Source organism: Natrialba chahannaoensis JCM 10990, assembly GCF_000337135.1.
GTDB lineage: Archaea > Halobacteriota > Halobacteria > Halobacteriales > Natrialbaceae > Natrialba > Natrialba chahannaoensis.
Map to the genome: position 1 here is coordinate 1 of NZ_AOIN01000060.1, position 12,803 is coordinate 12,803.

Sequence of the window (12,803 nt, forward strand, 5' to 3'; positions counted from 1 at the left end):
AAGCTACTGCGGAAACCAGGGAGAGAAGCGCTCAAACACGCTATCAAAGCCACACTGTGAAATCAACAAAGTGCTACACAAGAGCGTTCGATAATAAATGTTGTTACAGAGGCCTGTGTATAGTCCTCTGTGGCGAGCGACCACCGTAAAGTCACTTGGACTTCTTCCCCTTCTGGTTTTGTGATATCAACTAAAGCGACTAGTTGATCGGGCTCAACTAGATATGCTTTAGCATCCTGGATTGAAGCTTGCACAGTATTATTTCGACTGGGCATTGAACATCCAGCTAAGCTAACGGCTATACCTGCAAGAAATAGACGTCGTGGTATTGTGGATTTATGACGCATCTGAATGACTGGTTTAGATTCCTAGCTACGTTCACATCAATAATTCTATCTTTCCTCTGTGAGTCACAGAGATCTGAAGCGTCTGAGCCAGCGTCTTGCGCTGTCTGGACTGCCCTTCCAGAACGAGTGAAAGCGGTCGATCCGCATTGAGACAGTTTGAAACCACTTTTCGACGTGGTTCTCTGTGAAGCGGGAGGTCTTCGTGTACACAACGAACACGTCCTGCTTCACTCCCTAGTAAATTTGTCATTCCCCCTGAGCTGCTAGCACGACGACACGAGTTCGATCGACCCTCTACTGTTAACGTTTGAGCGTCTAAACAAGGCCGAACCTCTGTATTCAGCAGGCGATTTTTGCTATAATTCGGATAGATCGATACCGCTTCGGTAACTGCTTGCCCTCTCCTGAACGCGATCTTCACAAAACACTGCCCAAAAATCCAAATCACCAACTGTTTCTCCCCTTCTGCGTTCGTCATCTGCTCTCGACTGCAGCGCCGACCGTCTGCCCCGACCTCACCTTTGATATGGTCTCCCCGGAAGTATCAGCTATGGTCGACGTTATCGCAGCCGAGATCAGTCGCTTCGTTCGCGCAGTTGGTCCCGAACCGGACGAGACGCTGGCGGAGATGGACCACTTCGCCGAGGAACACGGCTTTCCACACGTCGGTCCGGAGGTCGGCGCGTTCCTCCGGTTCGTCGCTCGCATGAGCGATGCCGAGCGTATTTTCGAGTTCGGCTCTGGCTACGGCTACTCTGCCTACTGGTTCGCAGAGGCCCTCCCGAACGATGGCAGCGGCGAGATCGTCCTCACTGAGGTCGACGAGGACGAACTTGACCAGGCCCGTGAGTACATGGCCGCAGGCGGCTACGACGATCTCGCGCGGTACGAACTTGGTGACGCGGTCGAGACGGCCGGCAAGTACGACGGTCCGTTCGACGTAGTGTTGATCGACATCCAGAAACACCAGTATGAGGACGCCTTCGAGGCGATCCGCTCGAAGGTGCCGGTCGGTGGCGTTATCATCGCGGACAACGCCATCTCGGCGAGCGTCATCGAATTCGAAAAACTACTCGACATGGTCGAGGCCGCACAGGCTGGCGACGATGCGGCGCGCCGCGTCATCGAAGCCGAGAGCAACGAACACACACGCGGCATTGCGGACTATCTCCAGCGCGTGACGGCAGACCCAGCATTCGAGACAGTCGTCATTCCGCTTGGAGAAGGAATCGCAGTGAGTTACCGCGTGGGATAATCTGAGGTGTCGCCCTCGAGTACCTGTTCTTCTGGCGTGTCGGCACTGACTGTCGCGCCGTATTCTCGGAAGCCGAGGAACGTCGTTGCCGCACAGGCGGTTAGCAACGTTGCCCAGGTGAGCACCGTGAGCCCGAGGGCAACCACGCTGTCCGGGCCGGGCGCGACTGCGCCGATGGTTCCGAGTCCGACGAGGTGAGTCCCAGAGATTGCGAGAAAGCCACTCCAGAATGCCAGTGCGTTGGTGGCGAGCGATCGGCGTGAAACCCGATTCGCGTAGCGCGCGACCGTGTAGACGCCACCGATGGCGAGCGCCGTCGCTCCGAGTGTTGGACCAAGTGCGTCGGCGGTTGCCCCGGCAGCGCCCGCGACGCCAAAGCAGGCAAACGATACGGCAAGCAGGTGTCGATCCGAACGGATTGTTGTCGGAATCACGTCGTGCACCGCGTTGCTGGCACGTATAGCCGACTGAATATATAGCTGTTGGCTCCGGTACAGTAGCGTGATGAACAGCAGTGCCGTCATATGATCGGTGGAGACGCCGTCTCTCCGCTATCGGTCCGTTGCTACCGACCGCTCCCTGGCTGCGGATCGACGTGTGGGGACGGTATGAGGTCTGCTCGCCGAAGACGCCGTTCGGGCTGTTCTCGAAGGTGTCGTAGAACGTCGTCGTGCCGTGGACGCGTGCGGCGTCGTAGTCGAAGTCGACGACGCCATGCGTGATGATAAACCTTAATAGATTTCTGCCACTGAGTTATTATATGGCAGTCGTCAGCGTCTCAATGCCGGACGAACTTCTCGATCGACTCGACCAGTTTGCAGAGGAACACGGCTACACCGGCCGCAGCGAAGTCGTCCGAGAGGCCTCGCGAAACCTCCTCGGCGAGTTCGAAGACACGCGTCTAGAAGACCGCGAGCTCATGGCGATCGTTACGGTCCTCTTTGATTACGAAACAACCGCTGTCGAGGAGCGCATGATGCACCTGCGCCACGAGCACGAGGGCCTCGTCGCCTCGAATTTCCACAGTCACGTCGGCGACCACTACTGCATGGAACTGTTCGTTCTCGAGGGCGAACTCGAGGATATTTCCACCTTCGTCGGGAAGATTCGCGCGACCAAGGATGCCCTGACGGTCGACTACTCGGTGACGCCAGTCGACAGTTTCGACCCGCTCAGTCAGGATCACTGAAACTGGCGGTCCCCAGGCTGAACCGCACTCGAAGCCGTACTGAACGCGTACCTTTACTGTGATCCGCGCTAAGAGTCAGCCATGTCCTACCGGAAGGTGAACTACGAGGAGGTCGATCAGGTCTCGAGTGCGATGCACGTCCTGAGCGACCCACTCGAGACGGAGCAGGTTGGGGTGACGGTCGCCCGCTGTGATCCGGACTGGAAGAGCAAACCCCACGATCACACGGACAACGACCACGAGGAGGTCTACGTCCTCATCGAGGGCGAGGCGACGGTCGTGGTCGACGACGATCCGGTTGCAATGGAAGCCGGAGACGCGCTGTGGATCCCACCCGAATCCACGCGGCAGATCCGCAACGGCGACACCGAAAGCGCGTTCGTCCTCGTGAGCGCGCCAAGTCTGCGGAACGACGACGGCGACGGCGATGGTGACGGTGACGGTGGTGGGAGCGGAAACGGTGAGTGGCTACTCTCCGGGTTCGCCGGCTAGAGTCGCGCCAGTACCGTTACAGTGATCGATTGCACACTGACGCCGGTTCACCGGCCACTGAACACTGTTTCCAGACGGAGCAGTCGCTTCCCGACGCCACACGACAATGTACACGCCGAGACAGCTATCCGCTATGTTCGTTGGAACCGCTGGGATCGATAGGTCCGTTGTGTCCGTCGACGACACCACCTCCCCTACGCCCACCACAGCCGCTACTCTCACCCCAACGCCCACGACACCATCACCAGGTGCGAGTGCCCCACTATGAGCCGCGCACGTGTTCTCTGCATCAGCCGCGACTCATCAACGCGAGCAGCACTCACACTCGCGTTCACCGACGCACCCGTGAGTGTTAGCATCGTTCCGGATCCCGACCTCGCCGTCGACCAACTCGAGTTCAGTCGTAATCAGGACTTCCCGGAGGAGGGCGACTGGAGTGACTCGAAGACGGCTGCTGGACGACGACACGAACGAACCGACCACGAGCACCACGAACGCGTCGACGTGATCATTGTCGATGTCAAAACCGTCGACTCGGTGTCGGCGTTCGTAGCGCAACTCGAGAAGGATGTGTCGTCGCCACCCTCAGTATTCGCGTACTGGGACGGAAGTGAGACCGCAGGCGAGGGAACTGCTCTCGCGCCGTCGCAGCCAGTACTCGCCGAACTCTCGGTCCCGGGTACGCCGTCGGGAACTGCGGACGGGCCACAGGACCGGTCGTCCACACGCCCCATGCGAGAGGCGAACGCGACTGCGGGGTCCGGCGGTCTCGCCGCGACTGTCCTGTCGAGCATCGATGCCGGAGCACCGAACGGACGGTCTGGCTTCCCCGAACTCGAGCGGACCGGCGTTGAATCCAGTGGTCGATCCGACGACGGCGAGGCAGTCGACGTGTCCCACCCCGAACTTGTCGCGACCGTTCGGCGCGAACTGGCCGACGCGACCTCGCCCCAAACGGTCGAGCGAGTGCTTCGAACCGTCTTCACGGAGCGCGACGCGTTCGTCTTCGCCTGGGTCGGCGAGTACGACCGCGGCGAACGCTCGGTCGTTCCCTGGGCGACAGATCCGGACGCGACCGAGTGGCCCATCCATCGCACGTTCCGTGTCGGAAACGGTGCAAATCCGCTTCTCGAGCGGGCGCTGTACTCCCAGCGCCTCCAGACGCAGAATCTCACCTCACAGCCTGACCTAGCCATCTCGGGCGGGGCGTTCACCCCTGCGCCGTTTCACGACCGGGCACGTGACCATGGCGCTCGTTCAATTGCAGTTGCTCCGCTCGCAACGGAGTCAGACCGGTATGGCGTCCTCGTCGTCTACGCACCGACGACGTTCACAGCCAGCACCCGTCGGACGATTCGCGCCGTCGCCGGCGTGGCTTCCCACGTTCTCGAGACGATCGCGATTCGTGGCCAACTCGAACAACAAGAGCGAACGCTGCACCGGTACGAACGCCTCGTGAAGACCGCAGGTGACGGAATATTCGTTCTCGACGGCTCGGGTCACGTGATGACGGTGAACGACGCGTTCGTCGAGATGACCGGCTACAGCCGTGAATGGCTCCTCGGCGAACACATTTCCTTGCTCTTCGACGACCAGACGATCGAACACGCCACAGAGACCGTTCAGTCGCTCGTTGAGGCCGACCGCCGATCGGCGACGATCGAAGTGCCCCTAGAGACGAAGACCGGCTCGTACGTCACCTGTGAGGCACAGATTGCTGTCCTCGACCGTCCCAGTGGTGACGGTACCAACAACGACAGCGGGAGTGCCAGTGGGAGCGGTACCGACAGTGGCGGCGACATTGATACTGCCACCGATACCGGCACTGACACCACTATCACCATTGGCGGTACCGTCGGTGTCCTCCGTGACATCACCGAACGAAAACAGAACGAGCGCCGCCTACGTAAACAGAACGAGCGCCTCGACGCCTTCGCACGCATCGTCAGCCACGACCTTCGCAACCCCCTCGGCATCGCCCAGGGCTATCTCGACCTTATCGACGAAACCGGCTCGCTCGAACACCTCCCAACGGCTCAGCGGAGTCTTGACCGCATGGAGGCGATCATACACGATGTCCTCGCCATCGCCCGCGACGGCACGTGGGCAAGCGATACCGAGCGCGTCGACCTCGAAACCGTCGCCAGGGAGGCCTGGGAACACGTCTCGACGGGCGAGGCCACACTCACGCTGACCGAGACAACGACGTTCATGGCCGACCGATCGCGGCTCCTGCGCGTCTTCGAGAACCTGTTCCGAAACGCCATCGAACACGGCTGTCCCAATGGGGAGACCGACGAGTTGGCCATGCGTGTGGGGGTACTCGAGTTCGAGTCCAGCGACCAGCGACGGCTCTCGATAGCGGGTGGAGACGAGCAGACAGGCGACCCGTGTGGCTTTTTCGTCGCGGACAACGGCTCCGGATTGCCAGACGATCTGGCAGCAAACGACGACCTGTTCGACCCGTCGATTTCGTCGGCGACAGACAGTCTTGGGATCGGGCTCTGGATCGTTCGCGAGGTGGCGACGGGCCACGACTGGCAGGTGACGGCGCGTGAGAGCGAGGCTGGTGGGGCACGATTTGAGTTCGTGACTGGGAACGCCGAGCAGTAACACTGTCGCAGACAGTGACAGCTCGGTCGTGTCGTAGCCGGCAAAAAATATCGAGTCGATTGCTGGCCACGGCCGGTTGTCGGCAGCCGTGTTCAGTTTCAGTTCCGGCTCCAGTTCCAGTTCGCTCTTACTTCCCTTCGAACTCAGGCTCGCCGTCGCCCATAAACGCCGTAATACCCTCCATCAGGTCGTCCGTCGCCATCAGGTGACCGAACGCGGAGGCCTCGTACTCGAGTCCCGCCTCGGTGTCGTCGCGACCCGCGAGCATCGCGCGCTTGGTGAACTTCTGGGCGATCGGCGGACCGCCAGCCAGTTGGGCGGCGAGATCGAACGCGGCGTCCTCGAGGTCGTCGTTCTCGACGACATCGTTGACGAAGCCATAGTCTGCCATCACGTCGGCTTCGTAGCGCTCTGCGGTGAATATGATCTCCTTCGCACGGCCTTCGCCGACGATCTGGGAGAGTCGCTGCGTGCCGCCCCAGCCGGGGATCAGGCCGAGGTTGAGTTCTGGCTGACCGAACTCCGAACGCTCGCTTGCAACGCGGAGGTCGGCGCAGGTGGCGAGCTCCATTCCGCCGCCGAGACAGAAGCCGTCGATACCGGCGACGACCGGCAGGTCACAGGACTCGAGTTCGCCAAAGGTAGATTGGCCGTTCTTCGAGAGCTCAATCGCGCCGAGAGAGTCCGCGCCGCCGGCAGCCATGCTCTGGACGTCGGCACCGGCGGAGAAGGCCTTCTCGCCCTCGCCGGTGATGAGGATCGCACGGACCTCCTCGTCGGCTTCGAGCAGGTCGATGGCCTCAGAGAGCTCGGCGAGCAGGTCGTCGCTGATCGTGTTCATGCGGTGTGGCCGGTCGAGGACGATGTGGCCGACCATCTCGCCGGGGTACTCGACGCGGATGGCGTCGAAGTCGACGCCGTCCTCGTCCTCGTCGCTCTCGTAGAAGCCGCCCTCGTCGGCGCGCTCCGCGAGGAAGTCTGCCGGCTCGTAGCGCTCGTGGCCGGTCTCGTCGTAGGCCTCTTCGAGCGTCTCGAGCAGGGTGTCGAGGCCGTACTCGTCGACCAGCTTGACCGGCCCATCCGGGAAGCCGGCACCAAGCTGTACTGCCTCGTCGATCGAGGCCGGCGGCGCGACGTCGTTGCCAATCAGCTTCGCGGCCTCGTTGGCCATCGTCGCCAGCAGGCGATCCTTGACGAACTCCGACTGCTCGTCGGTCGGAATATCGGCACCGGGACCGTCCTCGTAGTCGTAGAAGCCCTTGCCCGTCTTCTTGCCGAGCTCTTCGTTCTCGACCTTCTCCTCGAGAAGTGGCGCTGGCTCGTAGGCCTCACCGAGCACGTCGTGCATGTACTCGAGGACGTGGAAGCTCACGTCGTTGCCGACCTGGTCGCCGAGTTCGAAGCTGCCCATCGGGAGCCCCATGTCGTACTTCGTGGTCGAGTCGACCTCCGAGATGGTCGCCTCGTCCTCGCTGACGAGCCAAGAGGCTTCGTTCATCAGGGGGACAAGGATGCGGTTGACGATGAAGCCTGGCGAGTCCTTGTGGACGCGGACCGGCGTCTTGCCGAAGTCGTCGGCGAGTTCCTCAATGACGTCGAGCGTGTCGTCGGAGCTCTCCGCACCGGAGATAACCTCGACGAGCTGCATGCGGACTGGCGGGTTGAAGAAGTGCATGCCACAGAACTGCTCGGGGCGCTCGGTCACGTCAGCGAGGTCCGTGATCGAGAGACTCGAGGTGTTCGTCGCGAAGATGGTGTGGTCGGGCGCGTGCTCCTCAACCTCACCGTAGACGTCCTTCTTGATCTCCATCTTCTCCGGGACGGCCTCGATGACGACGTCGGCGTTGCCGACGGCTTCCTCGACATCGACGATCGGCGTGACGCGCTCGAGTGCGGCGTCGGCTTCGTCCTGGCTGAGCTGGTCCTTTTCGGCGAGCTTGTTGAGTGACCACTCAATCTGTTCGTAGCCGTTCTGGACGAATTCTTCTTTAATGTCGCGCAGTGCGACGTCGTAGCCAGCCATCGCGGCGACCTCCGCGATGCCGTGTCCCATGTTCCCTGCACCGAGAACTGCGACGGTGTTGATGTCTTCCAGTTCCATGGGTCAGTGTGCAATGGGAACCCGTTTGAACGTTTCCCTCTTTGCGGAAGGAAACTCTCTTTGAGTTTACAGCCGGTTACAAAGCTCTTTATCGCTCGGAAAGTAACGATTGTCCATGGAATTCGGTCTCTCCGAAGAACAGCAACAGATCCGCGAAGAGGTACAGCGGTTCGCCGAGAACGAAATCGTCCCCGTCGCCGAGGAGTACGACACCGAGGAGAAGTACCCACACGAGGTCATCGACAAGGCCGCCGAAATGGGGCTGACCGGCTCGTACATCCCGATCGACTACGGTGGTGCCGGCTACTCCATCCTCGACACCGCGATCATCACCGAGGAACTGTTCTCCTACGACCCCGGTATCGCGCTGTCGATCGTCTCGACATCCTTCGGCTGTGAGGCGATCATGAACTTCGGCACCGAAGACCAGAAGGAGCGCTACCTCGAACCCGTCGCGATGGGCGAGAAGATCTCCGGCGCTGCAATCTCCGAGCCCGACACCGGCTCTGACGTCTCCTCCGTCTCGACGCGTGCCGAGAAGGACGGCGACGAGTGGGTGATCAACGGCACCAAGATGTGGATCACCAACGGTACCGTCGGCGACTTCTTCGTCGTCCTCTGTAAGACCAACCCCGACGCACAGGGCCGGTACAACGGCTTCAGCCAGATCGTCGTCGAGTCCGATCGCGACGGTTTCTCTGCCGAGAAGATCACCGGCAAACTGGGCATCCGCGCCTCCGACACCGCCGAACTCGTCTTTGACGACGTCCGCGTCCCCGAAGAGAACCTCATCGGCACCAAAGACGCCGCGTTCATGCAGCAGATGCAGTTCTTCGACGAGACCCGTACCGCCGTCGCCGCACAGGGCGTCGGCATCGCCAAGGGTGCTACGCGCGCTGCACTCGAGTACGCCCAGGACCGCGAGCAGTTCGGGCAGTCGATTTCGGAATTCCAGGCGATCCAGCACAAGCTTGCTGAGATGGCGACGGACACCGAGGCGGCCCGTAACCTGACGTACAAGGCGGCCTGGAACGTCGACCAGGGCAACGACATCACGAAGCTGGCCTCGATGGCGAAGGAGTACGCCTCCCGTATCGCTGTCGACGTTGCTGACGAGGCTGTCCAGATCCACGGTGGCGCTGGCTACGTCAACGACTTCCCGGTCGAGCGACTCTACCGCGACGCGAAGATTACGCAGATCTACGAGGGAACCTCGGAGATTCAGAAGAACGTTATCGCGCGCGAGATGCTCGGCAAGGGATTCTAAGCAAACACCCGAGAGGACCGCTACGACAGCGGATGTTACCACGTTGCTTTTTTGGAGACGATCCACGCAGTAGCAGGAGTAATAGAGTGGCGATTCGCAGTTTGTGCAGTGCAGTCGCCTGGCATGAGTGTACTTGAGTAACCGTCGTTATGACTCAAGCGAGAAATCGACTCTGTACCTTCCGTCACGCTTCCGGTTGCGTCAGGACTGCGAGCAGTCAACCAATTTCCACGCCGTGCAACTCATACACCAAGCAACTCTGCAGTGACAGTATGCGCTGCAGGTCCCTCCTTACCAGCACTGTTTCAGACTTTGGCGGTGGCTGCCCATCGTGTTTAGTTTAGCGAGTTTCACCAGGCGGCGGAGGGTTGCAGCCACGGTTCTGCGGTTGCTTGATCGGCGTGGCTAAAGCTATCTCTGAATGAGGGGGTTCACCGTTTCATCTCTTCAAAGTACGTACAACAGCGTTCCGAGTTCCATGGCGGGTGGGTTGAAATCGGAGTCCTGATCGACCTAATGCAGCCGCTAGGTGGTTTTCGCGCAATAGGGGTCAGTTTCCGGGCCTGCCACCGAGTAGTGGTTGGTCAGTACTGTGTCGCATTCTTTCCCGGCCTAACGTCCGGAGTTCCCTGCTTGTAGAAAGATGGATTTGTTATTATCTGCCTGTCTATTTGTCCATCAACACAACAGCCTCTCCCTCAAGAGCCAGTTTCTCCTGCGTAGTGTTTCTGACAGTCGTGGAGAGGCAGTACTTACTGTCACCGAGTTCTTCAACGACTTCGACTGTCCCAGTCACGCGGTCATCGATCTGTACCGGCAAGTGAAACGCCACTCTTCTAAGAGAGAGAGAGATGTTCTGTCTCGAACTTGGGGAAAAGCCAAACGGCAATTTGATCCCTACTCTGGAACGGAGCCAAACTGTTCAGTTGCAAAAAAGCGGAGCAGGTACCGGTTCACGATGTCTCGTACGCCGGCGACTCGGTTCGGACGACGTCTGAGAGATTGCTCATTTCGTCGTCAAGGAGCACAACCAGATCGTCAAACGTGATGATCCCTGTCAGTGTGTCGTCCTTAATAACCGGCATGCGGCGCACGCCATGTTCGGCCATTGTCGCACAGAGTTCGAACACGCCATCATCGGACGATACCGTGTGCGGATCACGGTTCATGATGTCGTCGGCTGTTAGATCTTCGAGGCTTTTCCCCTCTCCGAACGCCATACTGACGTCGCGGTCGGTGATAATCCCGGCTGGTTTGTTCTCCGATTCGATCACGACACAGCCGACCTTCTTGTCGTCCATAAGCTGACAGACCTCTCGTATGGACGCTGTCGGTTCTGCTGATACCAGTTCTTCACGTGGGCGAGCGATGTCTTTGACAGGCATGCGAGTCTCCTCCTCTCCTCTTGCGAGGAGTAATCGTGGCCAATGACATATGTTAACATTGCCCACAGGACGAGTACCACGAGAAGCGGGAAATAGCTTCTAATGCTAGAACAAGAAAGTCTAGAAATCAGAACGGTGTGAAAGAACGAATGGTGTCTTGCTGCTTGAGATGAACCACTACTCGGCATTCTTCGCTGTCATTGTTGCTTCTCCACCGGTAAGCGTTGATCAACCTGTGGGTTATGTTCGATGCTCTCATCGACCTCCGATTCGACTCCGTTGAGGCGATGTGTACCGTTCTCGTTGCGGGAACCAGACGGCTGTACGCACTGACCGAGAGTGTACCGCCGATATTACGATAGGGTCGTACCGAGTTTCACTCGAGTTCGATGACGGCGTTCGGAGCGTATCGAAGTGTTCGAGTCCAACCTAGAGAGGACGCTAGAGGTCGAAGAAACACTTCTTGAGCGTAACAGAGCCGTAACCGATGAGACGAATTAGTCGTCTCCCGGATTTGGCACAGCAGCGTCTGCGCTACTGGTGTCTTCAGGAGATGCGGCGTCGAACAGCGGACTCTGCTCTCCAGGGACGATGGTGTTGAGCATGAGCGCCGAGAGCGCGGTCAGGATCACCGGTTCACCGAAGAACGTCTGGGCCGCGTTCGGCAGCCCGCTAATCGCTTCGGGGGTCGTCGCGATCCCGAGTCCGAGACCGAGCGAGACGGCAACGATGACCATGTTGCGGCGGTTGAGTTCGGTATGCAGGACGATTAATCGGAAGCCGCTGGCGGCGACCATCCCGACCATCAGGAGGACCGCACCACCGAAGACGGCGCTCGGAATCGTCGTCACCAGGGCACCGGTTACCGGGCTGAGACCGAGTATCGCGAGAATGACGCCACTGATACCGACGACGTGGCGGCTCATCACACCCGTGAAGGTGACGATACCGACGTTCTGTGAGAACGAGGTCACCGGAAACGTGCCGAAGATAGAGCCGAGCGAACTCAGCGACCCGTCGTTGAAGAGTGCACCGCGGAACTCGCGGTCATCGGGGTTTCGCCCCTCTGCGGCAGTGACGCCGGACATGTCACCGACAGTTTCCATTGCGGAGACCAGAAAGAGGAACGCGAAGACGAGGATTGCGATCGGTTCGAATTCGAACCCAAAGTGGGTCGGTGACGGGAACGCGATTGCATCCGCACTCCCCACTGACGAGAAGTCGACGAGTCCGAAGCCGTAGACCACATCCAATGCGAGCGCGGCAGCGTAGCCGGCAGCGATTGCAACAAGGACGCTCAACAGCCGCGTCACCCCGCGCGTGAGCATATTGAGCCCGACAGCGATAGCCAGCACCAGCGCTGCCAGTCCGATGTGCTGAATCGCGCCGAACTCGCCGGCGTCTTGTGCTGCGGACCCGCCAGCGGCGTAGTCCATGCCCACCGGAATCAGATACAGGCCGATAATCACGACGACGAGCCCGGTCACGAGCGGCGGGAAGAAGGGTTTGATGCGCTTGAACTGCCAGCCGATGAAGCCCTCGACGACGAACCCGGTGACGAGAATCGCCCCGAAGACGGCGGCCATCCCGAACTCGATACCGATCGTCGTCGCTGCGCCGACGAACGTGAAACTCGAACCCATGACAATCGGCAGCTTTGCACCGACGGGACCGATCGTGTACGCCTGGATAACCGTCGCCAGGCCGGAAAAGAGCAACACCATCTGGACGATGTAGGCCGTGTCAGCCCCATCGAGTCCGACGTTGCCGGCGACGATGTATGCCACCGCCGTCGCCGGCACAATCATCACCGCCACGTGTTGCAACCCGAGCAGGATTGACTTCGCCATCGGCGGCTTCTCGTCGAGCCCATACTCGAGTTCGATGCCATCCCCAGGATCGTTCGTCATCTATGACTGGGATCTACGTATCGAGGCGTAAAAGATTTCGTATGTACGCTCATAATGGTGTTCTCTTCGCACCAATCTATACACTCTCGTGGATATAATTTGAGAACTGTGAAACACAACACGCGCTTATCAGTTGGTGGTATTGGGAATGAGCGCGCTATGTACTCGAGTCCAGTGGAATGCAGAGTGCAGTCTATAGTAGCCACTGCAAGTCAATGCGCACCTGATCGCACGACGGCTGTGC

General features: G+C 59.6%; 9 protein-coding genes and 3 pseudogenes. 5 read left to right on the top strand and 7 right to left on the bottom strand.

Annotated features, from left to right (window positions below):
- Window positions 1-419: 419 nt before the first annotated feature.
- Window positions 420-527, bottom strand: a pseudogene (locus tag C482_RS21150) (IS6 family transposase); the annotation flags it as partial.
- Between the two features lie 370 nt (window positions 528-897).
- Between C482_RS21150 and C482_RS10855 the strand changes: the two are divergent.
- Window positions 898-1,602 carry an O-methyltransferase gene (locus C482_RS10855; RefSeq protein WP_006167670.1) on the top strand — a complete coding sequence of 235 codons (705 nt, stop codon included), beginning with the start codon at window positions 898-900 and terminating at the stop codon, window positions 1,600-1,602.
- Here the strand turns inward: C482_RS10855 and C482_RS10860 are convergent.
- Both C482_RS10860 and C482_RS22365 read right to left on the bottom strand, forming a co-directional pair.
- On the bottom strand, window positions 1,587-2,045 hold the full coding sequence (locus C482_RS10860) for a hypothetical protein (protein WP_049896641.1): 459 nt from the start codon (window positions 2,043-2,045) through the stop codon (window positions 1,587-1,589). The genes C482_RS10855 and C482_RS10860 overlap by 16 nt on opposite strands.
- A gap of 157 nt (window positions 2,046-2,202) precedes the next feature.
- Window positions 2,203-2,304: pseudogene (locus tag C482_RS22365) on the bottom strand (creatininase family protein); the annotation flags it as partial.
- A 58-nt stretch (window positions 2,305-2,362) separates the two neighbouring features.
- Between C482_RS22365 and C482_RS10865 the strand changes: the two are divergent.
- The 3 genes from C482_RS10865 to C482_RS10875 all read left to right on the top strand — a co-directional run bounded on the left by C482_RS10865 (window position 2,363) and on the right by C482_RS10875 (window position 5,896).
- Complete coding sequence (locus C482_RS10865; RefSeq protein ID WP_006167672.1) at window positions 2,363-2,791, top strand: CopG family ribbon-helix-helix protein; 429 nt, start codon at window positions 2,363-2,365, stop codon at window positions 2,789-2,791.
- 81 nt (window positions 2,792-2,872) lie between these two features.
- A complete protein-coding gene (locus C482_RS10870; RefSeq protein ID WP_006167673.1) occupies window positions 2,873-3,283 on the top strand; it encodes a cupin domain-containing protein in 411 nt (136 codons plus the stop codon).
- Window positions 3,284-3,547: 264 nt separating this feature from the next.
- Complete coding sequence (locus tag C482_RS10875; protein ID WP_006167674.1) at window positions 3,548-5,896, top strand: PAS domain S-box protein; 2,349 nt, start codon at window positions 3,548-3,550, stop codon at window positions 5,894-5,896.
- 127 nt (window positions 5,897-6,023) lie between these two features.
- On the opposite strand, the gene C482_RS10880 is transcribed toward C482_RS10875, so the two are convergent.
- On the bottom strand, window positions 6,024-7,997 hold the full coding sequence (locus C482_RS10880) for a 3-hydroxyacyl-CoA dehydrogenase/enoyl-CoA hydratase family protein (protein ID WP_006167675.1): 1,974 nt from the start codon (window positions 7,995-7,997) through the stop codon (window positions 6,024-6,026).
- A gap of 115 nt (window positions 7,998-8,112) precedes the next feature.
- Here C482_RS10880 and C482_RS10885 point away from each other — a divergent pair, with 115 nt between their 5' ends.
- Window positions 8,113-9,264, top strand: a complete 1,152-nt coding sequence (locus tag C482_RS10885) for an acyl-CoA dehydrogenase family protein (protein WP_006167676.1) — start codon at window positions 8,113-8,115, stop codon at window positions 9,262-9,264.
- A 350-nt stretch (window positions 9,265-9,614) separates the two neighbouring features.
- Here C482_RS10885 and C482_RS22370 read toward each other — a convergent pair.
- The 3 genes and pseudogenes from C482_RS22370 to C482_RS10895 form a co-directional block, all read right to left on the bottom strand.
- Window positions 9,615-9,796 (bottom strand): annotated as a pseudogene (locus tag C482_RS22370) (IS6 family transposase); the annotation flags it as partial.
- 421 nt (window positions 9,797-10,217) lie between these two features.
- The gene (locus C482_RS10890) at window positions 10,218-10,649 is read right to left on the bottom strand and encodes a CBS domain-containing protein (protein ID WP_049896637.1); all 432 of its coding nucleotides are present in this window, start codon (window positions 10,647-10,649) and stop codon (window positions 10,218-10,220) included.
- 497 nt (window positions 10,650-11,146) lie between these two features.
- Entirely contained in the window at window positions 11,147-12,559 is a 1,413-nt protein-coding gene (locus C482_RS10895) for a uracil-xanthine permease family protein (protein ID WP_006167679.1), read from the bottom strand.
- Window positions 12,560-12,803: the final 244 nt, after the last annotated feature.